The sequence below is a fragment of the Neobacillus jeddahensis genome (genome assembly GCF_000612625.1).
Taxonomy (GTDB): Bacteria; Bacillota; Bacilli; order Bacillales; family Cytobacillaceae; genus Neobacillus; species Neobacillus jeddahensis.
Genome location: NZ_CCAS010000014.1, coordinates 46,181 through 72,645 on the forward strand (window position 1 = coordinate 46,181; position 26,465 = coordinate 72,645).

A 26,465-nucleotide genomic window follows, 5' to 3' on the forward strand; every position below is an offset into this window, starting at 1 on the left:
TAGTCATTCCTTAAAGACTTTTATCGGTGTTAAATGAAAAATAATTTGACATCGTTCCCTAGTTGTAGTAAATTTTATAAATAATCTAAATAATTGATTTCTTATCAAGAGAGGTTGAGGGAATGGCCCTGCGACGCCTCAGCAACCTTCAATGGATTCTTCATTGAAAAGGTGCTAAGTCCTGCAAATGATTTGCTCATTTGCAAGATAAGAAGAATGACACTTTGGTCGTCCTTACAAAAGTCTTCTTCTTATAGAAGACTTTTTTTAATATCAGGGAACTTTAACACCCTATCGCATTAAACAAATTCTAACTATTCATATATTTTAAGGAGTGTGTCTTATGTATAAAATCGATACGAAACTAGCTCAAATTGGTAACCGTAGTGAAACAACAACTGGAACTGTAAATCCGCCTGTATACTTCTCAACGGCCTTCCGTCACGAAGGTATCGGGCAATCAACTGGGTTTGACTATACCCGAACAGGAAATCCAACACGACAGCTTCTAGAAAAAACAATCGCAGATTTAGAGAGTGCCGATCAGGGATTTGCCTGCAGCTCAGGTATGGCAGCCATTCAACTTATTCTTGCTTTATTTGAATCAGGTGACGAATGGATCGTGAGTGAGGATTTATATGGCGGTACCTACCGCCTCTTAGAAAAAGGCTATAAAAAATGGGGCTTAAACACTCGATACGTCAATACCTGTTGTCCGGAAGAAATTGAAAAGAAAATCACCCCGCAAACAAAAGCTATTTTCCTAGAAACACCAACCAATCCGCTTATGCAGGAATCAGATATTGCGGCTGTTTCCAAGATTGCCAAACAACATGGTCTATTGCTGATTGTGGATAACACCTTCTATACACCTCTTATTCAACAGCCCATCACCTTTGGTGCCGATATCGTCATCCACAGTGCGACGAAATACCTTGGAGGTCATAATGATGTTCTTGCCGGCCTTGTTGTGGCAAAAGGTAAAGAGCTTTGTGAGGCGTTGGCCTTCCATCATAATGGGGCAGGAGCCGTCTTGAGTCCATTAGATTCATGGCTATTAATGCGCGGAATGAAAACATTGTCTCTAAGAATGGAACGCCATGAAAAAAATGCACAGGCGATTGTAGAATTCCTTTCTCATCATGATGCCATAACGGATGTCCTTTACCCAGGACGCGGTGGAATGGTTTCCTTTAGAATCAAAGACGAAGCATGGGTCAATCCATTTTTACAAAACTTACAGTTAATCAGTTTTGCAGAAAGCTTAGGTGGAACGGAAAGCTTCATTACTTATCCAGCAACACAAACACATGCTGATATCCCAGAAGAAATCCGCATTCAAGCTGGGGTTTGCAATCGTTTATTACGTTTCTCTGTTGGAATTGAAGATTCTCAAGATATTATTGAAGACTTGCAACATGCTTTTGCAAGAGTACAAGAAGGAGTGATTGCATAATGGCACACGAAGAATACAGCTTTGAAACCAGACTACTTCACAACCAGCACAAAATTGATCCGGTAACAGGAGCAGTCAGTGTACCTATTCAGCATGCATCTACCTTCCATCAAGCAGATTTTGATCAGTTTGGCAAGTACGATTATGGCCGCAGCTTAAATCCGACTCGTGAAGCACTTGAAGATGTCATTGCCGAGCTTGAGGGCGGAATAAAAGGTTTTGCCTTTGCATCAGGAATGGCTGCTATTTCCACAGCCTTCCTCCTCCTCTCCTCTGGTGACCATATGGTGATTACCGAGGATGTTTATGGCGGCACCTTCCGAATGGTGACTCAAGTTCTTTCAAGACTTGGGATTGCGCATACCTTTGTCGATATGACCAATTTAGATGAAGTAAAGCAAGCAATTCAACCAAATACTAAAGCCTTTTATGTGGAAACACCATCAAACCCATTAATGAAAGTAACGGATATAAGAGCAATAAGCCAAATTGCTAAAGAAAGCAATGCGTTAACATTTGTTGATAACACGTTTCTCACTCCTTCTTATCAAAAACCGCTTGCCTTAGGCGCTGACGTTGTCCTGCATAGTGCAACGAAATTTTTGGCAGGTCATAGTGATGTCGTCGCAGGTCTTGCCGTTGTTAAAGACGAGGACTTAGCTAAACGCTTAGGCTTTTTACAAAATGGCTTTGGTGCGATCTTAGGTGTTCAAGATGCATGGCTTGTATTACGAGGAATCAAGACGCTGCATGTTCGTCTCGAACAATCGCAAAAATCAGCGATAAAACTAGCCGAATTTTTAGACGCACACCCGCTTGTGAAAAAGGTCCATTATCCAGGGCTCGAAAGCCACCCACAACATCAACTCCAGAAGGTACAAGCCGAGGGACCAGGCGCTGTTTTATCGTTTGAATTAGCGAATGAAGATGTCCTTCGCACCTTTGTTGGTCATGTAAAGATCCCTGTATTTGCAGTTAGTTTAGGTGCAGTCGAATCGATCCTTTCTTATCCGGCAAAAATGTCACACGCAGCCATGTCTCAAGAAGATCGGGAACAGCGTGGAATTACCGACGGACTAGTGCGCTTATCGGTTGGACTGGAAAATCCAGAAGACTTGATAAAAGATTTTTCGCAAGCACTTGAACAAGTTCGTGCGAAACATTTGGTCTTACATCAAGGGGAATCATCATGAGCCTATTAGAAAAATTACAAAGCCAAATTTTAATAGCTGATGGGGCAATCGGCACTCTGCTTTATTCGTTTGGAGTAGATTCGTGTTCTGAGGAACTCAATTTATCTCAGCCTGAGCAAATCCAAAATATCCATCGTGCCTATATTGACGCTGGTGCGGATGTCATTCAAACTCATACGTATGCGGCTAACTATTTAAAGCTGCAGAGATATGGATTAGAAGACTCGGTAAAGGAGATCAACAGTGCTGCTGTCCGTAATGCAAAGAAGGCCGCACAATCTAACGCTTTTGTACTCGGAACCATTGGGGGCAATCGCGGGATTAAAACGAGTTCCATTACAATAGAAGAAATCAAACGAAGCTTCCGTGAGCAACTATATTGTTTGCTCCTCGAAGGTGTTGAGGGAATAGTACTTGAAACCTTTTATGACCTTGAAGAGCTCGAAACCGTGTTAACGATTGCACGGAAGGAAACGAAGTTGCCAATTATTGCTCAGGTTTCCCTTCAGGAACCCGGATTTTTGCAGGACCGCACACCTGTTAATGACGCTTTAAAAAGACTGGAAGGACTAGGTGCTGATATCGTCGGTCTCAATTGCAGATTAGGCCCGCACCATATGTTACTGGCATTGGAACAAATCGAAATTCCGAAGCATTCTTTCCTATCCGCTTATCCAAACGCCAGTCTTCCTACTTATACGGACGGAAAGTTTCATTATGAAGGCGATGCCGATTATTTTCAAAAATCAGCACAAAGCTTTAGAAGTGAAGGAGTGCGCTTACTTGGTGGTTGCTGCGGTACGACACCAGACCACATTCGCGCCTTTGCCTCTGAATTAAAGAATAGTATCCCTGTCACAGAAAAAGTTGTAAAATTGAGACAAAAGACAATGATTGTCGAATCACCTCCGAAAAGGGAATACACTCCCCTGCAGGATATCGTGAAAGTAAGACCCTCAGTCATTGTCGAATTGGATCCACCTAGAAAGCTGGATACCACTAAATTTTTTGAAGGGGCTAAGGCACTTAAAGAAGCTGGAATTGATTCGATCACGCTTGCGGATAACTCCTTGGCCACGGTTCGGATCTCCAATGAATCTCTAGGCTATCTCCTTAAAAGTGAATTAAGAATGCGGCCGCTCATTCATATTGCTTGCCGCGATCGTAATATTATCGGGCTGCAATCGCACTTGATGGGCTTGCACACTCTTGGAATGCACGATGTCTTAGCGATTACGGGAGATCCTGCTCGAGTTGGCGATTTCCCTGGGGCCTCCTCTGTTTATGATGTGTCGTCATTTGAACTGATTCAAATGATCAAGCAATTAAACGAGGGCCTGTCTTTCTCCGGAAAAGATTTAGGACAAAAAACAGCCTTTAGTGTCGCCGCAGCCTTCAATCCTAATGTACGTTCACTTGAAAAGGCAGTAAAGCGTTTGGAGAAAAAAATACAATTCGGTGCAGATTACTTTATTACCCAGCCTGTATTTTCAGAGGAAAAGTTAATAGATGTCTATGAACAGACAAAACACTTGGACGCACCAATTTATATCGGCTTAATGCCGCTCATTAGCAGTAAGAATGCTGAGTTTCTTCATAATGAAGTACCCGGCATCAAAATAGCCGATTCCATTCGTGAACAAATGGCTAACCTGCATGACGACCCGCTTCAGGCGACAAGATTAGGCATTGAGATTACAAAATCATTAATCGATACGGCATTAGATTTATTCAATGGTATTTATTTAATTACTCCATTTTTACGATATGAACTAACCGCTGAGCTTGCCCAATATGCTAGACGGCGTGCCAGTGAGAAAAGTGAAGTACTCAATAAAGGGAGATGAATTTTCGACAAGTATAAAGGAATAGTGGAGACACTTTGACCCTGTTCTCCCTTTTCAAAGTCGAAGTTCACTTTTTACCTTAATGAGATGAGGGGGAGCAGCTATGCCGAAAACACCATTTACAGAACAACTAAAACAACGCATCCTTGTCATGGATGGCGCCATGGGAACGATGCTACAACGTGCCGATCTTACCGCAGCCGATTTTGGCGGTGACCTATATGATGGCTGCAACGAACACCTGAATTTGACCGCTCCAACGGTTATTTCTACCATTCACCGTGAATACTTAGAGGCAGGAGCAGACATCATTGAAACCAATACATTCGGGGCGACGAGCCTTGTTCTTGACGAGTATGAGCTTGGGTTTAAAGCCTACGAAATAAATAAAATAGCCGCGTTACTTGCCGTTAAAGAAGCATACAAAGCGTCAACAGATGAATGGCCTCGCTATGTAGCCGGCTCCATGGGACCGACCACAAAAACCTTAAGCGTTACAGGCGGAACAACCTTTGATGCCCTTTCTGCCGCCTATGAAGAACAAGCGATTGGCTTGATTGACGGTGGCGTTGATCTGTTACTGCTTGAAACGAGTCAAGATATGCTAAATGTGAAAGCAGGATTTGTCGGAATTCAAAGTGCTTTTAAAAAGACGGGTAAAACACTGCCTCTATTTATATCAGGAACGATTGAACCGATGGGAACAACACTAGCTGGACAATCGATTGAGTCTTTCTTTATTTCTGTCGAGCATATGAAACCTGTTGCAGTTGGGTTAAATTGCGCAACTGGCCCAGAATTCATGCAGGATCATGTCCGCTCATTAGCCAATTTAGCAACGACTGCCGTTAGCTGTTACCCGAATGCTGGTTTACCTGATGAGGAAGGCCATTATCATGAAACACCAGAAACACTCGCAAAAAAGCTGGCTGATTTTGCGGCGCATGGCTGGCTAAATATTGTCGGCGGCTGCTGTGGTACGACTCCTGAACATATAAAAGCCATATCTGACGCAATGAAACAATATCAACCACGTGCATTTCAAGCATCGTCAACACACATGGTTTCAGGGATTGAGCCATTCATTTACGATGATCCAACGTTAAGACCAATTATGGTCGGTGAACGGACCAATGTCATTGGTTCACGTAAATTCAAGCGGTTAATTACGGAAGGGAAATTTGAAGAAGCTTCGGAAGTTGCTCGTGCCCAGGTAAAAGGCGGGGCCCATGTCATTGATATTTGCTTGGCAGACCCCGACCGTGACGAGCTAGCCGACATGGAGCAGTTTATCCAAGAAGTGGTTAAGAAAGTTAAAGTTCCCCTTGTCATTGATTCAACTGATGAAAAAGTCATTGAAAGAGCCCTTAAATATTCGCAGGGAAAAGCGATTATCAATTCCATTAACCTAGAGGATGGCGAGGAACGCTTTGAAGCGATTGTCCCGTTAATCCACCGCTACGGCGCAGCGGTCGTTGTAGGGACTATTGATGAAGTAGGTATGGGCGTTACAGCCGAACGCAAACTTGAAATTGCTAAAAAATCTTACAATTTATTAGTAAATAAATATGGGCTCCATCCACAAGACCTCATCTTTGACCCGCTTGTTTTCCCAGTCGGAACGGGTGATGAGCAATATATCGGATCAGCAAAAGCGACGGTAGAAGGCATTAAGATGATTAAGGAACAGCTTCCAGCAGTCCAAACAATTCTCGGGATTAGTAATGTTTCCTTCGGGCTGCCACCAGTTGGAAGAGAAATATTAAATTCTGTCTTCCTTTACCATTGCACCCAAGCGGGGTTAGATTATGCAATTGTGAACACAGAAAAGCTGGAACGATTTGCTTCGATCTCCAAGGAAGAAGTTCAGTTAGCGGAATCATTGTTATTCAATACGACGGATGAAACGTTAGCGACCTTTACTGAATTTTATCGTGGGAAAAAGAAGGAGCCGAAAACTACTGTTCCCAATATGAGTTTAGAAGAACGTCTCGCCTATTATGTTGTTGAAGGTACGAAAGAAGGGTTATTGGCCGATTTAGATATAGCCCTTGCGACCTATCCTGCTCCACTTGACATTATTAATGGTCCCTTAATGGACGGGATGAAAGAAGTTGGGCGCCTCTTCAATGATAATCAATTAATTGTCGCTGAGGTACTCCAAAGTGCAGAAGTAATGAAAGCGGCTGTATCCCATTTGGAACCCCATATGGAAAAAGGAAATGTTTCCTCCACAAAAGGAAAAGTGATTTTAGCCACTGTCAAAGGAGATGTACACGACATCGGGAAAAACCTGGTCGACATTATCCTTAGTAATAATGGATACGATGTGATTGATTTAGGAATAAAAGTTAGCCCCACTGACTTAGTCCAAGCCATCCGAGAGGCAAACCCAGATATGGTCGGTTTATCAGGCTTGCTGGTGAAATCAGCCCAACAAATGGTCTTAACTGCTCAGGACATGAAAGAGGCAGGAATCTCTCTGCCCATCTTAGTGGGAGGTGCTGCCCTGTCTCGGAAATTTACGGATACGAAAATTGCGAAAGAATATGAGGGGCTCGTTTTGTACGCAAAGGATGCCATGACAGGATTATCGCTTGCCAATCAGCTGCAATCCCCTGAGGAGCACCAAAAGCTTATAGAAGAGAAACAGGAAAAGATTGCAGCGTTGGAGGTACCGAGAGAGTTTGAACGGGTCAGAGCGGGATCAGTTGCCGTAAAACCGAAACCATCCGTTTCAACACAGGCTCCTGTGTTTACACCGATGGATACGAAGCGTCATATCATCAAAACATATTCTCTATCCCATATTGAACCCTATATCAATATGCAAATGCTGATTGGACATCATCTTGGCGTGAAGGGGAAAATCGCAAAGCTACTTGTAGAGAAGGATGAAAAAGCCCTAAAAGTAAAAGAAGTAGTCGACCAATTATTGGCGGATGCCAAGCGTGAAAGCTGGATTACGCCAAATGCTGCATATCAATTTTTCCCTGCGCAAGCAGATGGCAATAAAGTGATCATCTATGATCCAGAAAAACCTGACCGGATCATTGAAACGTTTGATTTCCCGCGTCAAGAATCAGCTCCCTATCTCTGTTTAGCCGATTTCTTAAAATCTGTTCATAGCGGTGAAATGGACTATGTTGGATTTTTTACAGTCACCGCTGGAAAAGGGATCCGTGAACAGGCAGAGCAATTTAAGCAGGAGGGCCGGTTTCTTGAGAGTCATGCGCTCCAAGCCCTTGCACTTGAAACCGCTGAAGGCTTTGCCGAATTGATTCACCGTCAAATGCGCGACCGCTGGGGGTTCCCTGATCCCCTCGATTTTTCGATGCAAGATCGTTTTGCTGCGCATTATCAAGGACAACGTTTCTCTTTTGGTTACCCCGCCTGCCCGGATTTAGAGGATCAGAAAAAACTGTTTACCTTAATCCAACCAGAGGAAATCGGGATTCAACTCACAGAGGGTTGTATGATGGAGCCGGAAGCTTCTGTCTCTGCGATGGTTTTCGCCCACCCCGAAGCAAGGTATTTTAATGTGTTGCGTTAATGTGTTCCCGTGAACTGAGGTTTTGGTTCGCGGGATTTTTTTGGTTATGACTGAGAGAATTCTGTATACCTTTAGCCTTTTTCTAACTTTGGACAATGTCTTTTAGCCAGCCGCTCTTTTTGACAATAGGCAAATATAGTATTATAATTACCTAGGTAACTAATTTTCCAATATAGGAGTATCATATGATAAGCCACGAATTATTCCATTCTCTTCATCAGCTATCACGCCATCTCACCAACAAACTAAATGAAGCTCTGAAACCAGTTGGATTATATAGTGCCCAGTGGGCTGTCATTTTCGTTCTCAAAAATAAAGGATCACTTACTCAAAAGGAACTATGTGATTACCTTTTCGTTGAAGCCCCGCCCATGACACGTACTATTCAAAGACTCGTTAAACAAGGTTTTGTCAAACAGGTTGCCGGTAAGGACAAACGGGAAAAGCACGTTCAATTAACCGATCATGCCCTGATGGAATATCCACAATGGGAGAATATTGTGAACAAGATCAATCAAGAATTACTAAAAGACTTCCCAGTAGGATCTCAGGAAGAACTTTTGAAACTGCAAAAAAGCTGGTTACAGCAAATTCTATAATAGGGGTGCATGACATGAATCAATCAAAACTATGGACAAAGGATTTTATCAGCATATCCTTAAGTAATTTCTTTCTCTTTTTAACTTTTTATATCTTACTTGTCACCCTTCCATCCTATGCTCTAGATGAATTACATAGCAGTTCTTCGATGGCGGGATTAATGACTACCGTATTTTTGCTTTCTGCGATTGTTTCACGTCCGCTTGCGGGGCAATGGCAAGAACGAGCTGGCAATAGAAAGGTATTAATCGTTGCCCTTATCATTTTCGCAGGAGCCGCACTCTTATATTTCTTCCCGAAAACCATTAGTGGGTTTCTAATCATTCGCTTGTTACACGGGATTGGTTTTGGTATGGCCACAACGGCAGTTGGTACCATTGTAGCTGATCTCATTCCTGTCTCTCGCCGTGGAGAAGGCATGGGGTATTTCGTCATGTCCACAAATATGGCGATGGTTATCGGGCCCTTTATTGGTTTGTTGGCGATCCAGGAATGGGGACCCCAGGTATTGTTCATCCTAAGTGTTATCGTTGCAATCATGGCTTTACTCACCGGGCTTAGTGTCAAACAGCCACACTTGGAACAGCCCTCTCAAATAGAGGTTCTGTCATCCTTTTCATTTCGCAGCCTTTTCGAAGCATCTGCCGTGCCAATCGCGATCGTTGGCAGCTTTATGGCGATCGTGTATTCAGCCCTTCTCACTTTCGTATCGATTTATGCCAATGAGATTCACTTATCCAATATTGCCAGTCTTTTCTTTGTCGTCTATGCGATTGTTTTATTAGCCTCAAGGCCATTTACAGGAAAATGGCTTGATCAGTATGGGCCAAACGTGATTAGCTTTCCTTGTATTTTTCTTTTTGCGGTTGGTATGTTTATATTAAGCCAAAGTAATGGAGCGGTTACGTTCTTATTATCAGCAGGAATGATTGGCTTAGGCTGGGGGACTCTCTTCCCTACCTTTCAAACGATTGCCATTCAAAATGCTGAACCAAGACGAAGAGGAGTGGCTACGGCGACCTTCTTATCTATCTATGATACCGGTATTGCCCTAGGATCATTTGTAGTTGGAATCATCGCCGTCAAAATGGACTATAGTACGTTATATTTCTTTTGCTCCTTCTATATTTTAATCGGAGCAGTCCTTTATTACTTTTTCCATACGAAGAAACGGTCTTCCTCAGTAAAAGAAAAGGCTCAACAACAAGCAAACATGCAAGAAATTTAAAACATACTAAACAAAGCTCCCCCATTGTACAATATTTCAAGCAGAATCTTGAGTTTTCACATTTTTCTATTTATAATCAAGCACTTCGTTTTACATTGATATTTAAATACGCTAAGCTAAACGTATTAAAAATTATTGGAGGGATATTATATGTTTGATGTGGTGATTATTGGTGCAGGACCTACTGGTGCTAGTGCTGCGTTATTTACAGCAAAGGCTGGTAAGAAGACCTTAGTGATTGATAATGATAAAAGTGTTACCAAACGGGCGTGGATTGAAAATCATTATGGTGTAGAAGAAATTACGGGCCCAGATCTTATTGAAATTGGGAAAAAACAAGCAACTAAATTTGGTGCAGAAATTGTTCCAGCCACTGTTTCTACTATCACTAAAACAGACAATGGTTTTAAAGTGGAAACAGATCAAAGTGAGTACGAAGCAAAGCATGTTATTGTTGCTACTGGTATGTCAGTTGATTTAGCAGAAAAAGTTGGTTTACAAACTAAACCAGGAACAGAGCCAAGAATTAAGACGATTCTTGATGTCGATCACGCTGGAAAAACTAATATTGCAGGCATTTGGGCAGCAGGAACAGTAGCTGGCGTTAGTATGCATACAATCATCACAGCGGGTGACGGAGCAAAAGTTGCCATTAATGTGATTAGTGAATTAAATGGTGAACGCTATGTTGACCATGATATTTTAAAATCCTAATCAGGATACATAGTATGGGGGAAGTCATATGGCTGTAAAGAAAATGGATCATGTCGGTGTCATGGTAAACAATCTCGAGGCAGCACTTACGTTTTATCAAGAAGTGGTAGGCATGGAGCTAAAGGATAAATTTACGATAGCAAATGGTTCTATTACCCTCGCTTTCCTTGGCTTCGATGGTTCGGACGAGACAGAATTAGAATTAGTCTTTGGCGGTAATCCTGATCTCCCAAATGAAGGAAAGGTCAATCACATTGCCTTTTTAGTCGACGATATTGCAGAGGAATTTGACCGTTTAAAGGGTCTTGATGTTGTATTCATCAGTGAAGACATCTCTACCCTCCCGAATGGATATCGTAATTTCTTTGTACATGGCCCTGCTGGTGAAAAGGTTGAATTTTTCCAAAGATAATTAACAATTCTCATATATAAAGACTTGAAAAGGACTGTTGAAGTCCTTTTCTTTATTTCACAATAAATGCTGTTGTTGTCTGCAACGTATTCCCCGGTTCGATCATCACTAATTCTTCCTTCTGATTCAATTCATCAGTTAAAGCCATCCATGGCTCCACACAAATAAATTCTTGATCACTTTCTGTCCATAATACGATGTACTTAAATTCATTTCCATATGTCATCGTCAAGTACTTGTTTTGATCAGGAAGTGCAAACGATACTTCTTTTTCCGTTGCATCGAGGAGAACTAGAGACTCTTTTTTATTAGTTAAATCTAATGAGCCTTCAATGTTTTTGATTTTCATATCATTATAATCCAAATAGGTTTTAGCATTGGTTTGATAGGTCAGGTCCTTGCAAGTTGTTTTGAAATAGGGATGAAACCCAGCATAGATAGGCATCTGAGCTTCGGATTGGTTTCGGTATCCCTGTAAAATAGTTAGACTATCTTTGGTTATGGTATAGGTAAACACTACCTCAAAGTCAAATGGGTATTCCTTCCTTGTTTCTTGATTACTCGCTAAACGCAATGTGATCGAGGCACTTGTTTCATCGGTATTGGTTTCGACAACTTCCCATGGGTTCGTTCGGGCAACCCCGTGGTTCTTCATTTGATAAACCATACCATCCCACTCATACTCCCCGTTCTTTAATTGACCGGAGATTGGGAATAGGATTGGAATTCCGCCCCTGATATTTTTATTAGGATTATATAGAGTTTCTTTGTTTAAAAAAAGAATTTCTTCTCCCTCTACTCCAAATCCAGAAATAATTCCGCCACGCTCAGGAACTATATTAAGCCAACTGCCGATTTCATTATTGATTAGCTCGTAAACCATCAGACCCTGTTCTTTCGTTACATTAAGCTGATACATCTTTCTACTCATCCTTTCTACTAAACACATATCATGCAATGGATAATCATTCCATCTTATCATTTGACAAGATTTCCAAAAACCAAATAAAATGAATTCCTATTAATTAAAATAAACGAATAAAAGTGGTCCACATTAAATGAAAGAAGCACTGGACCACAATTGGGCCAAGTGCTTCTTTCATTTAAGAAATTGCCTCATTAAACCGCCAGATCTTTGCCCTCTTCTACAATATGGAACAACAAGTGGGCTAAATGATGAATTGCACCGTATTCTTCTTCCTCTTCTTCTGATTCCTCATTAACCTCAAGATCATTTAGGAACAGAGCCATAAATTCGTAAAAGTCCTTCAGCTGGAACGAGTAGCATGCAACGGGTTCTTCATTGTCCTCTTCATATTGCAATACCATATAGGAGAGATTTCCGTCAATGTCCGCACCATCAAAAAAGACAAACAAACCAATGTTTGTGTCAAGCTCAAATAAATGTCTTGTCCCACCCTCGGTTGCTTTTTCAAACTCCTCTTGGTTAAGCTTTTGTATTTGCATACTATCCACATTATCCTCTTGGTGAAAACCAACAATAAATGATTTCATATTTCCTCCTTGACCTTTTTCCATATTTTAAACATATACACATAGGATACCATAATCATCATGATTCATTCATTTTAATACTCCTATTAATATCAACTACACTTTTACCAACATTCCTTACAATAAAAAAAATCCCGAAATTCAGGGATTGGAAAGTCTTTTTTATCATCCTACTGGTGGATGAATAGGATAATCGCTTAACGATTTACTAGCGACCTCGGTATTTACGGATGACTTTTGATTATTGACTGTTGTTGTTGATGTTATAAGCGAAAGCACTGTAACTGAGAACAAAATGATGGCTAATTTTTTCATAGAAATTCCCCCTAAGTGATTTTGTTTAAATATTTTACGGCTTCCTTCACTATTCCTTTTTGGTTGTAATTGTCTGCTAACATCTTATAGAAGCGGTTAAGATCATCAGACTGTTCATTAGCCTCAAGATAGGGAATCACTTTTGACTCTAAATATTTGAACGATTTGACCTGGGATACCATATGAAGTTGGTAAAAGACTGCTAATAGTCTTAACTTTTTTACTCCAAGCTCTTTCGATAAAGAATCTACTTCTTCAAATATTTCCTTCGCTTTTTCAAGCGAATTTAGATGATAATGAAGTTCTCCAATATCATATAGCGTCACAAGATAGTCTTGATTCATGTTAGATTGTAACGCTAAACTTTTTTCATAATAAAAAAGCGCTTCCCTCGGATTTTTCATTTTATTTTGTAGAAAGCCCATATTATGATAAATTTGTGGAAGAAGCTTCTCTTCTTTTAGTATCACTGCGTTACGGATCAAATGTTGAAAGCATCCTTGTGCCTCTTCATAAATGTTGGAGTTTGTGTAATTAATTCCGAGCAACATCAAAGTATGAAGAATTCGAATAAAGTTATGCTGATTCATAAACATTTGCAAAGCCATGTTCCCAAAATGGATCGCATGCCCTGATTGCTCTAATAAACTTTTTACTAGTGCTCGATGATAAAGAAATTCTCCACTCGTTGTTTCATGATCATTTTCTATATACAAGGAATCGAGAATGGTGTCTGCATTTTTATACTGTCCTTGTAAGATTAAGAATATCGCATTGTAATAGCGAAATAAATAGCTTTCATGTTGGGAAAAATTCTTCTTTTGTTTAGATAATAAATCTCTTTGGGACTCTGCATCCTTTATAAGTCCTTTAAATAATAGGTATCTATATTTAGCTAATTCGCAAACATAAATATGCTTTGAAAATGGAATTAAATGTGCCATGTTCTCTACTTTTTGATAAGTATCGTCTATTTCATCCTTTAGATAAAAATTGATCTTACTGCTTAGCTCTTTGATATTTCCCTTAATCTGGTCTTCCTTTTCTTCCATCTCTTCCAAACTAATAGTTAACCGTTTGAGCAACAGTGAAATGGTTTCCTCGTTTGCTTCTTTGGAATTGTTCTCTATTTTACTTAAATGTGGAACAGAACAAATTCCTTTCGCTAGTTCCCCCTGGGTTATTCCTCTTTGTGTACGATAGAACTTAATCAAGGCTCCAAATTCCATATGATCACCCAGATTGCCCTTCCTTTTTCATTTATTTTACAACAATGGAAGATAATCTTATAGTGATATTCGGACTATTCCCAAAGGAGTTAATTTACTCTAGTGATAAACTTGGGAAAATTTCAAAAAACTTCTAAAGACACATAAGAAAAGCGCAAGGCGCCCGCCTATCGGCGACAAGCACAAGACGAGCCGGCCGAAAGGTTGTTCTTTAACCTTTTGGTCGGATTGGCTTGTGACCTCGAGCCGATGGCGCCTGGAGCTGGACAATTCTCAAAGTCAAAATTTATACTTTCTTATCTTATAAAAAAACAGCCTGGTTAGAGGCTGCTAATCTAGAAATATTTCTTTTTCCAAAAAACAAACGCTGTTAAACTAGTTAAAAATGCAGAGATGATAAGCGGGATCGCATAGGAATGGGTAGCGTGCTGGAGTGGGATATCAACATTCATCCCGTAAAAACTCGCCACCATTGTTGGGAATGATAATATAATCGTGATCGATGTTAAAAACTTCATAACAATATTGAGATTATTGGAGATAATGGAAGCAAAAGCGTTCATCATACCACTCAAAATGGAGCGGTATGTTTCCGCCATTTCAATTGCCTGTGTTTTTTCAATGATCACGTCTTCTAATAGATCCTTATCTTCTTCATACATTTTTAAATAATTAAAACGGAGAATCTTATCTAGGACGACTTTATTTGATTTTAATGACGTGGTGAAGTAAACCAAACTTTTCTCTAAGGCAAGGAACGCATAGAGTTCTTTATTTTTCAAAGATTGATGGATTTCACGTTCAATTTCATTTGTTTTCTTATTGATTTGCTTTAAGTAACGAAGATAATAAGAAGAAATCACAAATAAGATTTGTAAGGCGAATCGCGTCTTTTTAAAGGTAAAAAATTCTTTTACACGATTTTTGCGAAATTCTTCAATAATAGGTGAATCTTTTAAGGAAACGGTAATGATATTATCTTCCGTTAGGATAATGCCAATTGGAATGGTTTCATATACGATCAATCCGGTTTCATCTTGAACCGTATAAGGAAAATCGACGATGATATAGACTCTTCCATCATCGCGTTCAATCCTTGGTCGTTCTTCATCATCCAGGGCATCTTTTATGATATCAACATCTACTTGAGCATCTGTTGAAACCTTGTTAATTTCTTCTGCCGTCGGTGCATACATATTAACCCAACAGCCTTTTGAGATTACATCAACCTTTTCCAACACTCGAGTTTCTGTGCTTTTAAAAATTTCTAACATAGCAAAACCTCCTCACTCACTTTGTTCGAGGAAGCCAACAGCCTTTTTTAGAGTTGATATTTATGATATTCAATTCAATCAATTCAAGGATCACATTGACTTCCCCCCGCCTACTTGGGTCTGGGTCTACAGAATAACTCAAAAATATCAACTCCTTCTGATTTTAATATCCTATCCTATCATAACCCCTAATGCGCAAAAGTACAAAGGAGTTTTTTTACGATTTATCTGTATCATCAGGAAAAAACGGATTTAAATGGATTAAAACCTCACGGACATTATCATTTTGATCCATCAGCTTACGCTTTATCGATTTAGCTAGGTCATGCCCTTGTTTAATCGTCTTAAAATGGTCAATCGAAATCCGTAGATCGACTAACACATAATGCCCATGTTCTCTTGCCCTGATTCGGTCGATTCGCTTGACCTCATCAAATTCAGTTACAACCGCTATGTACTCCTGTAACGTTTCTGTATTTATATTTCGCTCCAGTAATATATCAAATGCTTCGGTTAACATTTCCTTCGCAATTTTAAAAATTAAATAGGCGACAAAAACACTCGCTGCCTTATCTCCATATAATAAGAAATCGATATCAAATCGCACCCCGAGAATGGACAGAAGGACCCCTGCCGCTGCGGCAATCGATGCTACGATATCTGCTTTATGGTCATAGGCAATCGCCTCAATGGCCTTACTTTGATTTTCTTTAGCCACCCGTAAAGAGCTTCGGTATAAAATGATCTTGGTTACAAACGAAAACAGGGCGATCCACATCGCTAACAAGCTTGGTGATTCCACCTCATGAAAGAATCCACTAATCCCTTCATACGCTACGTAAATGGCAACAAGCAATAGGAGAAAGCCAATAATTTCTGAAACAATGACCTCAGCCTTTCCATGTCCATACGGATGTTCTTTGTCCGCTGGTTTATTGGCAATTTTAATGACCAGTAAAACAATAACCGAGGCAAAAACATCAGCGGCAGAATGGATTCCATCCGCAAATACAGCATCACTGTGTCCATACCAGCCAATTATTATTTTTCCGAGCGTGAGGATAATGTTACTGACCACACTTATCCAAGCCACTTTTTTTGCAAGAGATTCTCTCATTTCCATCGTCAACCACCCTTTATATTTAACGAAAGCACGCCAACTGTATTCCCTTTTCGTTTCGACAGAGGCGGAGTTCACTCATGCGTTCGAAAATTTTCCACATCCATTTAGTTAACCTAAGAAATCATAGCAAACGTAACCCTTTTGGGTCTAGAGAAAAAATCTTGCCTCCATTAAGAAAAATTGAATGGAGGCAACTCACCATAAACTCTTATTCTTTCTTTCCTTCTTGATCCTCTTTCCTCATTTCTACTTCCTCTACAACAGAAATCCGATTTATTTGCTCATGAAGAAAATGGAAGGCTTGGTCTAATTCTTCACGAGAGGGAAACTCTTTTTTTCGATTCATTTGATCTCCACCCTTCAAAGTTTTATTTTTTACAGGAGTAATAATTTTAAAATAAGAAAAAAATACCGTTGTATCACTATTTGAAAAGGGAGGATTTCACATGGACAATAAAAAAGCTAATCCTAAAAAAGAGTTGGCAGGGAGTTTTTACCACCCGAGTTATTATCAAGAAAAGGACGACCTTTCCAAAGGAATTGCCACCTCACATGAGCAAGTAAGCGACACGTATACAGAAGGAGAAATTGGTGCCGTTATCGATGATGTGGATGGTAAGGATATTCCGATTCCACAAGAAGGCAACGAATAAGTTTCTTAAGTAGAAAACAGCTCTCATCCGAAAGCTGTTTTCTTTTTTAGACCGTTAAAATTTCCGCTTCAGGCGTCTTAAGCCGTTCTTAATCTTTATCTTCCACATAGGGATCATGTTCATAGGCTGGTAAATCACCAAAGCTTGTCATAAGGCCTTCTTCATCTAGAGCCTCTTCATATTGTTCATGTTGCGCATTCGGATACACTTTAATGTCGTTTCCATACATATCGTTCCCAACAAAATTTTCATAGTCCTCCACATAGCCAATATTTTCATCAGATTCCGGATAAATATCTTGGTAATTATCCTCCGAAAAAGCCAAATCAGAGGGAGTTTCAGATGTGCCCCAAGAGGCAACCTCTTGCCATGCATCCTCGGCATCAAAAGCAACATTTTCATCCTTTTCATCCATATCGAATTTACCGAAGTCAGGCATCAGAACACCCTCCTCAATGGGACGATTATGGGATACCACCTGATCAGGACTATGTTCAATGCAGTAGGTTGTGTTTGGCAATGCCTCTAGTCTTTCAATTGGAATATCCTTTCCACAAACCTCGCATTTCCCATACGTGCCGTTTTCCATCGCGGCCAGCGCTCTGTCTATATTGCTTAGCTGCAATTCATAATGTTCATTTAGGGCAATATCCTTTTCTCGTTCATATAAATCTGTCCCCTCATCTGCGGGATGGTTATCATAGCTTGATAATTCTCCCATCGATTCATGGTAATGACCACGTTCCAACCCGAAATGGTCATTCTGATCAAGTCGTTCCGTTACTTCACTTTTTTCTTGCAATAATCGTAACCGAAACTCAGCTAACTGCTGCGTCGATAACATGTCATAACCCCTTTCATAGTAAAGCACGATAATAACGATTGGAAAATCTATTTCACCATTAATATGTTCAGCTTTAGAGTTCCTTTATATTTTCATTTGTTTCACGGTGGATTATGTAATAAAAATTTAATTCCAACAAAATACCATTGAACCTTTGTGAGGAAACTGAATAAGAATTGGGTGCACGCGTATCTTAAGAATGATGAAGTTGATTAGAAATGAGGAGATTCGATGGTTAATGAAAACTTTGACAAGTTTAGACAAGAGCAGCGCAAACATAAAGCGGAATATTTAGGGGGCAAGAATAACCAACCTCCTGGCCTGAATGATCCAGACTACAATAATCAGGAAATAACCGATAAAACGCCCGGGGCAACAGGACGCAAGTTATAACAATTTTTATAAAAGGGTTGGGGTCCATTTTCCTCAACCTTTTTAATCGAGAAGAGATAAAGTGCTGTAAAAGGAGAAATTCAATGAGTAAATCAACGAATGGCGCAGAGGAAAAAAAATTGAAATGGTGGCAGCTTTCTTTATTCGGGGTCGGCTGTACGATCGGGACAGGCTTTTTCTTAGGTTCAAGTTTAGCCATAAAAATGGCAGGACCTGTTATTTTAATCGCCTTTATCCTTGCGGCAATTGGCACATACTTTGTATTTGATGCCCTTTCAAAGATGACCTCAAAGGAGCCACTAGAAGGGGGCTTTCGTTCCTATGCCAAAAAGGCTTACGGGCGTTGGGCAGGCTTCAGTAGCGGTTGGGTCTATTGGTGCTCGGAGGTTTTAATAATGGGAAGCCAGATGACGGCCCTATCGATTTTTTCTCGTTTCTGGTTTCCGAAGATTCCCTTATGGATTTTTGCAACGATCTACGGAGTATTAGGACTAACGGTCATTCTCATCGGGGTAAATCTATTAAATAAACTGGAAAATATTCTTGCCATTTTAAAAATTTCGGCCATTCTCATGTTTGTTATTATTGCGGCATTAGCTATTTTCGGTGTCATTGATGGGGACCGTCCCATCCAATACCCAAACAGTAAAAAGGATTTCATTCCAAGTGGAATTATGGGTTTATGGTCTTCCGTTATATTTGCCTTTTACGCCTTTGGCGGCATTGAGATATTAGGGTTAATGTCAATGAAATTAAAAAATCCCAAGGAAGCACCAAAGGCCGGAAAAATCATGCTCTTTTCGCTGACGTTCATTTATGTCCTTTCAATTGGGCTGGCTGTTATGATGGTTTCTTGGCATTCATTCAACGCCAAGGAAAGTCCGTTTGTGATTGCCTTAGATACCTACCATCTCTCGTTTGTACCCCATTTTTTTAATGCTTCCTTAATTATTGCTGGTTTTTCAACCATGACAGCTTCACTTTATGGGGTGACAAGTGTGCTAGTAACCTTAGGGAAGGAAGGCGATGCTCCTGCCTGCTTTGCCAAGCAAGGGAAACTAAAAGTCCCACTAATGACCTTAGTTATTACGATGTTGGGGATTACAGCGTCGATTGTATCGGCATTGGTTATGCCTGATCGGATTTATGAGCATATTACGACAGCCGCTGGACTGATGCTGCTTTACAATTGGATCTTTATCTTGGCGTCATCGCGAAAAATATTAAAGTTGAAAATGAAAGAAAAGGTCATGTATTCGCTCGGTGCCTTGTTTATTTTGGTGGCTGTTTCAGGCACATTGTTTCATGACTCCAGCAGGCCTGGCTTCTTTGTTAGCCTTGCCTTTCTAGGCATTATCGGCATCCTTACCTTAATCATGAACTTCCAATGGAATAAGAAAAAGAAGAAGAAAAAAGTACTCTACCCTTGGCCAACAGCATAGGATTCTTTCTTTCATAAAGAAAACTTGCAGACTGGCGAGCCCCTAAGGGCGAAGACAGAGGCGTAGTTGCACTTATGCCTGATTGGAAAGTTATACTTTCCTATCGGTCAAAAAAAGTCAGCGAACTTCAGCTGACTTACTTTTTTGGCCTAAAAGAATCTAAGCTTTTATCCAAAAATATTTTGAAAGGCCTGCATGCCAAAGTAGATCCCAAATCCGACCATTGAGATTCCGGATAGACAAGAGATCACCACTAGTAAATGAGTGGTTAAGAATTTCCGAAAGCTACTCGCTACACTCGCCATCGTAATATCCCATATCAACAAGCCAATAAAAATAGCGCTACTATAAAGAACTAATTGACTGGTGTCATATGTATTAGCAGCCTTCGCCAAAACGGATCCATAAATTCCTAACCAAAAAAGAATGGTCAACGGATTAGCAATCGACATCAAGAAGCCCGAAAAGAACGATTTTAACAAGGGTTCCTTCCCTCTAGCAAGCTCTAAATTAATTTTTCCAGCATTCATGAAGGTCTCTATACCTGTATACATCAGCACAAAGCATCCGAAAAACCAGAGAAAGGTTTGCACGAATTCTGATTCAAGAAATTGGACAACTCCTATGTAAACAACAAGCATATACACGCCATCAGCAACCACAGCACCTACCCCAATAAGCCAAGAATGCATAAACCCATTTCTGATTCCTCGATCAATTTGGGCGGCATTAATCGGTCCAATCGGAGCAGCTAGCGATAATCCTAACAAGATATAACCTAAAAATACGTTCATTACAGTCCCCTTCCCTCCAATATGGATAGATGCTTGTCTATCCATATTTATTCACGAAGGAGAGGTTGTACGACAAAAATAAAAAGAAATCTATTTATGAGTTTCAGATACTTTTAGAAAATCCAATCCACCATTTCCATCCTCTTTGCTTTGGATTAGTGGGTGATTACTAAGTCTCGGAATAGTAAAAGAATCAATATCGACAATATATTTAGGCCGATGCTTTGTTTCTTTGTAAATTTTTCCTATATATTCTCCTACTAAACCAATCGCAATTAATTGGAGACCACCAATTAACCAAATCGACGTAATCAACGATGTCCACCCTGTTTCCGTTCGCCCAAAGAACTTTAACGCTAAAAAGTAACCGCCAAAAAGGAGACTCATGAAAAAGGAGACAAACCCAGTCATGAGAACAAATCGTATCGGCGATATCGAAAATGAGGTAATCCCATCAAAAGCAAAGCCCAACATCTTCTTTAAAGGATACTTTGTTTTCCCCGCTTGTCTTTCTAAGCGATCATAATAAACCAAATCGGAGCGAAAGCCTAGCAGCGGAACCATTCCTCTTAAAAATAAATTCACCTCATTAAATCGCTCCAGTTCCTTCACTGCCCTATTACTCATTAGTCGAAAGTCGGCATGATTATAAACTAGGTCCACGCCCATTTTATTCATTACTTTATAAAATGCTTGTGCTGTACATCGTTTAAACCATGTATCAGACTCCCTTCCCTTTCGAACACCGTATACAATTTCATAGCCTTCACGAAACTTCATAATAAAGTCACGGATAATCTTAATGTCATCCTGAAGATCTGCATCAATCGACACAATACAATCAGATTGTTCCTTTGCAGTAAATAAGCCCGCCAACAGAGCGTTCTGGTGCCCGACATTTCGCGATAGCTTCAGGCCGCGAACAAAATCGTTTCGAAGACCTTCCTTATAAATCAATTCCCACGTACGATCCTTACTCCCATCATCGACAAATAAGATTTTACTTTGCATGGCAATCAGAGAATCATGAATCAGGTCCTTCAATACCGTCTGCAGCTGGTACATTGTCTCAGGTAAAACATCTTCCTCGTTATAACAAGGTACAACAATTGTCAAAACAGGTTCCATCATTGGTGACTACCCCCGGTATCTACATTGTCTTATATAAATAAATTTTCCAAGCCGACGTTTTCGACTCAAATATTCTCTCTAATAACAGCTGGTTTTGCTGGGCATTATCAATGGGGATCGCTGAAAAGATATAGCGCCCTCCCATCCCCTTAAACACTTCTGTATTTAGTTCTAAATGTTTTAAATGCCGCTTTGAATCCTTCTTAATCATGTATCTTTTCCCCAATTGGGCTGTAAAAAGATAACAGCGGCCGCCCCACTTATCATAATATTTACGAATCGTATAATTTTTCGCTAGTTCCTTTTCAATGATTTTTCTAAATTGATGTTTATAGCTTAATGGATAAAAATTATTGTACGTATCAATGGTAAAAAAGCCATTATATTGGGCAATAGATGGGTGAATTCCGATACTTGCAATCCGGTATTCCTCCGGCTTTAAACCGATGTACTCCTTAACATCGGTGAACAATTCTTCGGCAAAAAACTCTTTGACAGTAGGCTTTTCACGATAGATGATTTCGTCATTACATAGACATAAAAAAACAATTTGTGCGACCACTAACCACTTTGCTAGTTTTACCCGTTCAATCCCTTGCTGGGAAATGATTTTTACGGCAAGAGCAAAACCCACATATATCACAAGCGGCCGTAAAAAATGATAGCGAGCAAAATTAAAGGTATCCAGGAAATGAAATCGTTTCGTTAATGGCTGCCAACCTTCATAAAACCAAAATGCATACCACAAGGATAAGAAAATATTTAAAAAAAAGAAAAAAACAAACAGCTTTTCCTGTTTCCATAGCCTTTTAGATAAGACAATGTAGATGGCGAAAAAGGTGACCGGCAGGATGATTAGACTATGTAGTGTTAATACATGGGTATGTCCAAGGAGATAGTTTTTTATAAAAAGCCGTACCGCCCCCCAAAAAGGCAGGTGGGCATGAAAATACTCATCCCGACTATTTGGTTCTGCAGAGAATAAGAACGAATAGACTAGCCGATACTCCACTAGCATAAAAATCCCCGTCATATAAGCAATTCCGAACAAAAAGCGGAAGTTCCATCCCTTTCCGCGGATGACATCCCAAATCCAAAATAACCCCATTGCACTTAAAAAAAAGAAGAATCCTAGCACAATGCTAGAATATAAAGGCAATAAAGTAAGGACAAGATAGTCTTTCCAAGTATCCTCGCTGTTACGGATGTTGAGAAATGCCCATAAAGCGAAAGGCATTCCAAGCGTACTAAGCATACCTGATGGCCAAAAAGGTGTTAAGGCAAAGGCAAGGGCACTGCCAATCTGAAAGGTAAGCCATTTATCTCCGCGCAGAAAATGATCCTTAAGTAATAAATACATTCCGAAGAATGCGACTACCCTTGTTAAGGCTTGACTTAAACCGTAGGCAATCATGGTTGGAAAAAGGGCGTATAGCCAGACAATCAAACTGTATTCTGTCCCAAAGGCATTTCTTGACAGTTGTCCATTAATAATTTGTGGAATGACAGCCTTAACCCCACCAAACATTTCTCCACTTCTTGCTAACACCTTGTACCAGGCCAAATTTGAATCGAGATTATCATGTACCCGGATATGGGCGTTTTCTTGCAAAATAAAGAGCGGAGAGAGATAGATCGCTAGAACTAGTAAAGCGAAAAAGATAAGAGTTCGCTCTTTTTTCGTTTCAGTAACCATTCTTCTACACCTCTAAATTTCTTCTTATGGGTACTTCCATTTTAAAATTCGCTTTTAAGCTGAAAATTATTCCCACTTTCCCATAAATAAGGAAACAAACTGTGATTGTCTTGAAAAAAGCAATTAAACATGTTGAGAAGAAGTGCATTTGTCAATAATAGATAGTAGTCGAAAAGAGGTGACAACCTTGCCAAGCAAATTATATATTGGATTTTTACGCTTGCCACTTTTAATAAGAATTCTTGTCATGGCCATACTTGTATTTCTATCATTCGGAATTTCGATTCATTTATTAGAGCCCCAAACCTTTCCTACCATTTTTGATGGGATTTGGTGGGCTATTATTACCGCTTCCACCGTCGGTTATGGTGATTATGTGCCACATTCCTTCTTAGGCAGACTCACTACATTAATTTTAATATTATTGGGGGTTGGCTTGGTCTCCTCCTATTTCGGGACATTAGCGGCAGCGGCTGTCACGAAACAAGATGCATTGTCTGAAGGCCTAATTCCATTTAAAGGAAATGGCCACATCATTATTATTGGCTGGAATGAGCGCTCAAAGGAATTGATTAGTAAACTGACTAGCGTGAACCTTCCACCTACGATTGTCTTGATTGATGAAACACTGGAGGCCAACCCGGTAAAATCTAGATTTGTTCATTTTATTCAAGGAAAAGGTCATGTAGATGACACCATTATGAAAAGTGATATTGAAAAAGCACAAAAAGTATTAATCACCGCAGATCGAGGAAATGATGAACTCCAAGCCGATATGAATAGTATTTTAACCCTGCTAACGATCAAGGGATTATGCCCACAAGTAAAATGCATCATCGAAATACTTACCGCTGAACAGGTTCAAAACGCATTAAGAGCTGGAGCTGATGAGGTTATTCAATCCAATAAACTAACCAGTGTGTTTATGATTAATAGCCTTCATGCTAATGGGGATGGGCTGTTATCAAAGATTATTCACCAATTACAGGAGAGCAGACTATCAACCTATTCAGTAAAAGAAACGGATATTGGAAAGTGCTTCAAGGAAGTCAGTCTTGAGCTATTTACGAGGGGTTACTTATTGATTGGGATTAGAAGAGGGGAAGAAACCTTCTTAAATCCTTCCCACTCCTTAGAATTAGAAGAAGACGATCAATTATTAACCTTTAAATGAATGCTTCCATTCTTATAAAAGAAGCATTTCTAATTCGGCCACTAATGATTTACCTGTATCGATATATTGATTTGGAAAATCTGCATCCTTATTTGTAGGTTCTTGAAACTGATTAAAGGATCCTGAAAAGGTCCCTGAATTCCCTTGTTCATCAATTCCAGCTTCATACTCATGTGCCAACAGGAATGGCCTCCCTATTTCAACAGTACAATTTCGAACATCTAGTTCGCCATCTACTGCCGTAAATGGAACACGTAAAAACTGATAGCCTTCCGCCGCATTGATTTTATAATCAAAGGCACCATGGTCATAGTCCCAATTCCCACCAATCGAATAACCAATTGGTTTTAACTTTTGTTCAAGCTTGTACAGATCAAACTGCTTGCCTTCAACTTTAGATGGCATTTCAATCATTTGCTATTACCCCCTTAAATAATTATCGTTAGTTTCTCCAAACCACATCGTTTCATAACAAAAGAGTGCTGATACCATGTTGGTATCAGCACTCTTTTGTTATGATTATAAGCGTTTTTCTAACTCTGCTTTCTTTTCTTCGTATCCAGGTTTGCCTAATAATGCGAACATATTCACTTTATAGGCCTCTACTCCTGGTTGGTCGAATGGGTTAACCCCTAGAAGGTACCCGCTCATTGCACATGCTTTTTCAAAGAAATAGACAAGGTAACCAAATGTATACTCATCCATCTCAGGAATAGTAACGATTAAGTTTGGTACACCACCGTCTGTATGAGCAAGCATGGTGCCTTCAAAGGCTTTATTATTAACAAAATCAACGGTTTTTCCAGCTAGATAATTTAAGCCATCCAAATCATTTTCAAATGCTTCAATTTCCAACTCATGACGAGGCTTTTCCACTTTAATGATCGTTTCAAACAAATCACGGCGACCTTCTTGAACATATTGTCCAAGTGAATGTAAATCTGTCGAGAAGTTAGCGGAAGAAGGGTAGATCCCCTTTTGGTCCTTGCCTTCACTTTCACCAAATAGTTGCTTCCACCATTCAGAAAAATATTGAAGTCCTGGCTCATAATTAATTAACATCTCAATCGTTTTTCCTTTATTGTAAAGGACATTTCTTACTACGGCATATTGGTAGGCTGCATTGTCCTCAAGCTCTGAATGACTGAAGTCGTTTTGTGCTTGAGCTGCCCCCGCCATCATGGTTTCAATGTTCGCCCCGCTAACAGCGATTGGCAATAATCCGACAGCTGTAAGAACAGAGTAACGGCCGCCTACATCATCAGGAATGACAAATGTTTCATAGCCTTCTTCAGTCGCTAACGTTTTTAATGCCCCTCTAGCTTTATCAGTTGTTGCATAAATCCGTTTGCGTGCTTCCTCCACACCGTATTTCTCTTCAAGGAGTTTACGGAAAATACGGAAGGCAATGGCTGGTTCTGTTGTTGTACCTGATTTCGAAATGACATTCAGAGAGAAATCTTTTCCATCAAGGAGATCCATTAAATCGCGCATATAGCTAGAACTAATGCTATTGCCGACAAAAATCACTTGTGGAGTACTGCGTTTCTCTTTAGGAAGGGCATTATAGAAGCTGTGTGACAGCATTTCAATCGCTGCCCGTGCACCTAAGTAAGAACCGCCAATCCCAATCACAAGGAGGATATCTGAATCTGACTTAATTTTTTCAGCAGATTTTTGAATACGTGCGAATTCTTCTTTGTCATAATTAGTTGGTAATTCAACCCAACCTAAAAAGTCGCTACCTGCCCCAGTTTTCTCATTAAGCGAATGGTGCGCAACTTTAACAGCATCGCGTAAATATGTAATTTCATGTTCACCAAAAAAAGTGAGAGCTTTCGAGTAATCAAAACGAACGTGTGTCATGTATGATCCTCCA

The 26,465-nt window shown here is 40.0% G+C and carries 25 protein-coding genes and 1 riboswitch; of the genes, 12 read left to right on the plus strand and 13 right to left on the minus strand.

What is annotated here, in order from left to right; translation table 11 throughout:
- The first annotated feature begins 98 nt into the window (after nt 1-98).
- Nucleotides 99-214: riboswitch (SAM riboswitch) on the plus strand.
- 129 nt (nt 215-343) lie between these two features.
- The 8 genes from TY15_RS08865 (at nt 344) to TY15_RS08900 (ending at nt 11,003) form a co-directional block, all read left to right on the plus strand.
- A complete protein-coding gene (locus TY15_RS08865; protein ID WP_040203810.1) occupies nt 344-1,456 on the plus strand; it encodes a methionine biosynthesis PLP-dependent protein in 1,113 nt (370 codons plus the stop codon).
- The gene (gene metC, locus TY15_RS08870) at nt 1,456-2,649 is read left to right on the plus strand and encodes a cystathionine beta-lyase (protein ID WP_040203812.1); all 1,194 of its coding nucleotides are present in this window, start codon (nt 1,456-1,458) and stop codon (nt 2,647-2,649) included. The genes TY15_RS08865 and metC overlap by 1 nt, the downstream gene beginning before the upstream one ends.
- Nucleotides 2,646-4,496, plus strand: a complete 1,851-nt coding sequence (locus tag TY15_RS08875) for a bifunctional homocysteine S-methyltransferase/methylenetetrahydrofolate reductase (RefSeq protein ID WP_040203813.1) — start codon at nt 2,646-2,648, stop codon at nt 4,494-4,496. The genes metC and TY15_RS08875 overlap by 4 nt, the downstream gene beginning before the upstream one ends.
- 103 nt (nt 4,497-4,599) lie before the next feature.
- Nucleotides 4,600-8,049: a methionine synthase gene (gene metH, locus TY15_RS08880; RefSeq protein WP_040203816.1), complete on the plus strand. Its 3,450-nt coding sequence runs from the start codon at nt 4,600-4,602 to the stop codon at nt 8,047-8,049.
- A gap of 185 nt (nt 8,050-8,234) precedes the next feature.
- Nucleotides 8,235-8,648, plus strand: coding sequence for a MarR family winged helix-turn-helix transcriptional regulator (locus TY15_RS08885; protein WP_040203817.1), 414 nt, complete (start codon nt 8,235-8,237; stop codon nt 8,646-8,648).
- A 14-nt stretch (nt 8,649-8,662) separates the two neighbouring features.
- Nucleotides 8,663-9,877, plus strand: coding sequence for an MFS transporter (locus TY15_RS08890; protein WP_040203818.1), 1,215 nt, complete (start codon nt 8,663-8,665; stop codon nt 9,875-9,877).
- A 150-nt stretch (nt 9,878-10,027) separates the two neighbouring features.
- Nucleotides 10,028-10,591, plus strand: coding sequence for an NAD(P)/FAD-dependent oxidoreductase (locus TY15_RS08895; RefSeq protein ID WP_040203821.1), 564 nt, complete (start codon nt 10,028-10,030; stop codon nt 10,589-10,591).
- Nucleotides 10,592-10,619: 28 nt separating this feature from the next.
- Nucleotides 10,620-11,003 carry a VOC family protein gene (locus tag TY15_RS08900; protein ID WP_040203822.1) on the plus strand — a complete coding sequence of 128 codons (384 nt, stop codon included), beginning with the start codon at nt 10,620-10,622 and terminating at the stop codon, nt 11,001-11,003.
- Nucleotides 11,004-11,055: 52 nt separating this feature from the next.
- On the opposite strand, the gene TY15_RS08905 is transcribed toward TY15_RS08900, so the two are convergent.
- From TY15_RS08905 to TY15_RS24220, 7 genes are all read right to left on the minus strand, one after another.
- A complete protein-coding gene (locus tag TY15_RS08905; protein ID WP_040203824.1) occupies nt 11,056-11,922 on the minus strand; it encodes an aldose epimerase family protein in 867 nt (288 codons plus the stop codon).
- Between the two features lie 200 nt (nt 11,923-12,122).
- Complete coding sequence (locus TY15_RS08910; protein ID WP_040203827.1) at nt 12,123-12,518, minus strand: hypothetical protein; 396 nt, start codon at nt 12,516-12,518, stop codon at nt 12,123-12,125.
- 165 nt (nt 12,519-12,683) lie between these two features.
- Nucleotides 12,684-12,833 carry a hypothetical protein gene (locus tag TY15_RS24215; RefSeq protein WP_157042255.1) on the minus strand — a complete coding sequence of 50 codons (150 nt, stop codon included), beginning with the start codon at nt 12,831-12,833 and terminating at the stop codon, nt 12,684-12,686.
- Nucleotides 12,834-12,844: 11 nt separating this feature from the next.
- Nucleotides 12,845-14,062, minus strand: a complete 1,218-nt coding sequence (locus TY15_RS08915) for a helix-turn-helix domain-containing protein (protein WP_040203829.1) — start codon at nt 14,060-14,062, stop codon at nt 12,845-12,847.
- Between the two features lie 335 nt (nt 14,063-14,397).
- The gene (locus TY15_RS08920; RefSeq protein WP_040203841.1) at nt 14,398-15,336 is read right to left on the minus strand and encodes a magnesium transporter CorA family protein; all 939 of its coding nucleotides are present in this window, start codon (nt 15,334-15,336) and stop codon (nt 14,398-14,400) included.
- A 217-nt stretch (nt 15,337-15,553) separates the two neighbouring features.
- Nucleotides 15,554-16,459, minus strand: coding sequence for a cation diffusion facilitator family transporter (locus TY15_RS08925; protein ID WP_040203842.1), 906 nt, complete (start codon nt 16,457-16,459; stop codon nt 15,554-15,556).
- 208 nt (nt 16,460-16,667) lie between these two features.
- Nucleotides 16,668-16,805, minus strand: coding sequence for a hypothetical protein (locus tag TY15_RS24220; protein WP_157042256.1), 138 nt, complete (start codon nt 16,803-16,805; stop codon nt 16,668-16,670).
- A gap of 100 nt (nt 16,806-16,905) precedes the next feature.
- Here TY15_RS24220 and TY15_RS08930 point away from each other — a divergent pair, with 100 nt between their 5' ends.
- Entirely contained in the window at nt 16,906-17,112 is a 207-nt protein-coding gene (locus tag TY15_RS08930) for a YozQ family protein (RefSeq protein ID WP_040203844.1), read from the plus strand.
- A gap of 88 nt (nt 17,113-17,200) precedes the next feature.
- Here TY15_RS08930 and TY15_RS08935 read toward each other — a convergent pair whose 3' ends face one another.
- Nucleotides 17,201-17,956: a yteA family sporulation protein gene (locus TY15_RS08935; RefSeq protein ID WP_040203845.1), complete on the minus strand. Its 756-nt coding sequence runs from the start codon at nt 17,954-17,956 to the stop codon at nt 17,201-17,203.
- Between the two features lie 231 nt (nt 17,957-18,187).
- Between TY15_RS08935 and TY15_RS24225 the strand changes: the two genes are divergently transcribed.
- The gene (locus tag TY15_RS24225) at nt 18,188-18,349 is read left to right on the plus strand and encodes a hypothetical protein (protein ID WP_157042257.1); all 162 of its coding nucleotides are present in this window, start codon (nt 18,188-18,190) and stop codon (nt 18,347-18,349) included.
- Nucleotides 18,350-18,432: 83 nt separating this feature from the next.
- A complete protein-coding gene (locus TY15_RS08940) occupies nt 18,433-19,791 on the plus strand; it encodes an amino acid permease (protein ID WP_040203847.1) in 1,359 nt (452 codons plus the stop codon).
- A gap of 167 nt (nt 19,792-19,958) precedes the next feature.
- On the opposite strand, the gene TY15_RS08945 is transcribed toward TY15_RS08940, so the two are convergent.
- The 3 genes from TY15_RS08945 to TY15_RS08955 form a co-directional block, all read right to left on the minus strand.
- A complete protein-coding gene (locus TY15_RS08945; RefSeq protein WP_040203849.1) occupies nt 19,959-20,585 on the minus strand; it encodes a LysE family transporter in 627 nt (208 codons plus the stop codon).
- A 90-nt stretch (nt 20,586-20,675) separates the two neighbouring features.
- A complete protein-coding gene (locus tag TY15_RS08950) occupies nt 20,676-21,716 on the minus strand; it encodes a glycosyltransferase family 2 protein (protein ID WP_040203852.1) in 1,041 nt (346 codons plus the stop codon).
- 19 nt (nt 21,717-21,735) lie between these two features.
- Nucleotides 21,736-23,412: a DUF6044 family protein gene (locus tag TY15_RS08955; protein WP_040203853.1), complete on the minus strand. Its 1,677-nt coding sequence runs from the start codon at nt 23,410-23,412 to the stop codon at nt 21,736-21,738.
- A 178-nt stretch (nt 23,413-23,590) separates the two neighbouring features.
- Here TY15_RS08955 and TY15_RS08960 point away from each other — a divergent pair, with 178 nt between their 5' ends.
- Entirely contained in the window at nt 23,591-24,586 is a 996-nt protein-coding gene (locus tag TY15_RS08960; RefSeq protein ID WP_306454185.1) for a potassium channel family protein, read from the plus strand.
- Nucleotides 24,587-24,598: 12 nt separating this feature from the next.
- Here TY15_RS08960 and TY15_RS08965 read toward each other — a convergent pair whose 3' ends face one another.
- Together TY15_RS08965 and TY15_RS08970 are read right to left on the minus strand one after the other, a co-directional pair.
- Nucleotides 24,599-25,000, minus strand: coding sequence for a YugN-like family protein (locus TY15_RS08965; RefSeq protein ID WP_040203857.1), 402 nt, complete (start codon nt 24,998-25,000; stop codon nt 24,599-24,601).
- A 105-nt stretch (nt 25,001-25,105) separates the two neighbouring features.
- On the minus strand, nt 25,106-26,452 hold the full coding sequence (locus tag TY15_RS08970) for a glucose-6-phosphate isomerase (protein ID WP_040203858.1): 1,347 nt from the start codon (nt 26,450-26,452) through the stop codon (nt 25,106-25,108).
- Nucleotides 26,453-26,465 lie beyond the last annotated feature (13 nt).

Coding starts and splice junctions, on each gene's coding strand:
- TY15_RS08890 (WP_040203818.1), top strand. CDS start 8,663: ATGAATCAATCAAAACTATGGACAAAGGATTTTATCAGCATATCCTTA.
- metH (WP_040203816.1), top strand. CDS start 4,600: ATGCCGAAAACACCATTTACAGAACAACTAAAACAACGCATCCTTGTC.
- TY15_RS08910 (WP_040203827.1), bottom strand. CDS start 12,518: ATGAAATCATTTATTGTTGGTTTTCACCAAGAGGATAATGTGGATAGT.
- TY15_RS24220 (WP_157042256.1), bottom strand. CDS start 16,805: ATGAATCGAAAAAAAGAGTTTCCCTCTCGTGAAGAATTAGACCAAGCC.
- TY15_RS08965 (WP_040203857.1), bottom strand. CDS start 25,000: ATGATTGAAATGCCATCTAAAGTTGAAGGCAAGCAGTTTGATCTGTAC.
- TY15_RS24225 (WP_157042257.1), top strand. CDS start 18,188: ATGGTTAATGAAAACTTTGACAAGTTTAGACAAGAGCAGCGCAAACAT.
- TY15_RS08875 (WP_040203813.1), top strand. CDS start 2,646: ATGAGCCTATTAGAAAAATTACAAAGCCAAATTTTAATAGCTGATGGG.
- TY15_RS08955 (WP_040203853.1), bottom strand. CDS start 23,412: ATGGTTACTGAAACGAAAAAAGAGCGAACTCTTATCTTTTTCGCTTTA.
- TY15_RS08945 (WP_040203849.1), bottom strand. CDS start 20,585: ATGAACGTATTTTTAGGTTATATCTTGTTAGGATTATCGCTAGCTGCT.
- TY15_RS08935 (WP_040203845.1), bottom strand. CDS start 17,956: ATGTTATCGACGCAGCAGTTAGCTGAGTTTCGGTTACGATTATTGCAA.
- TY15_RS08950 (WP_040203852.1), bottom strand. CDS start 21,716: ATGATGGAACCTGTTTTGACAATTGTTGTACCTTGTTATAACGAGGAA.
- TY15_RS24215 (WP_157042255.1), bottom strand. CDS start 12,833: ATGAAAAAATTAGCCATCATTTTGTTCTCAGTTACAGTGCTTTCGCTT.
- TY15_RS08895 (WP_040203821.1), top strand. CDS start 10,028: ATGTTTGATGTGGTGATTATTGGTGCAGGACCTACTGGTGCTAGTGCT.
- TY15_RS08920 (WP_040203841.1), bottom strand. CDS start 15,336: ATGTTAGAAATTTTTAAAAGCACAGAAACTCGAGTGTTGGAAAAGGTT.
- TY15_RS08930 (WP_040203844.1), top strand. CDS start 16,906: ATGGACAATAAAAAAGCTAATCCTAAAAAAGAGTTGGCAGGGAGTTTT.
- metC (WP_040203812.1), top strand. CDS start 1,456: ATGGCACACGAAGAATACAGCTTTGAAACCAGACTACTTCACAACCAG.
- TY15_RS08865 (WP_040203810.1), top strand. CDS start 344: ATGTATAAAATCGATACGAAACTAGCTCAAATTGGTAACCGTAGTGAA.
- TY15_RS08905 (WP_040203824.1), bottom strand. CDS start 11,922: ATGTATCAGCTTAATGTAACGAAAGAACAGGGTCTGATGGTTTACGAG.
- TY15_RS08940 (WP_040203847.1), top strand. CDS start 18,433: ATGAGTAAATCAACGAATGGCGCAGAGGAAAAAAAATTGAAATGGTGG.
- TY15_RS08925 (WP_040203842.1), bottom strand. CDS start 16,459: ATGGAAATGAGAGAATCTCTTGCAAAAAAAGTGGCTTGGATAAGTGTG.
- TY15_RS08915 (WP_040203829.1), bottom strand. CDS start 14,062: ATGGAATTTGGAGCCTTGATTAAGTTCTATCGTACACAAAGAGGAATA.
- TY15_RS08900 (WP_040203822.1), top strand. CDS start 10,620: ATGGCTGTAAAGAAAATGGATCATGTCGGTGTCATGGTAAACAATCTC.
- TY15_RS08970 (WP_040203858.1), bottom strand. CDS start 26,452: ATGACACACGTTCGTTTTGATTACTCGAAAGCTCTCACTTTTTTTGGT.
- TY15_RS08885 (WP_040203817.1), top strand. CDS start 8,235: ATGATAAGCCACGAATTATTCCATTCTCTTCATCAGCTATCACGCCAT.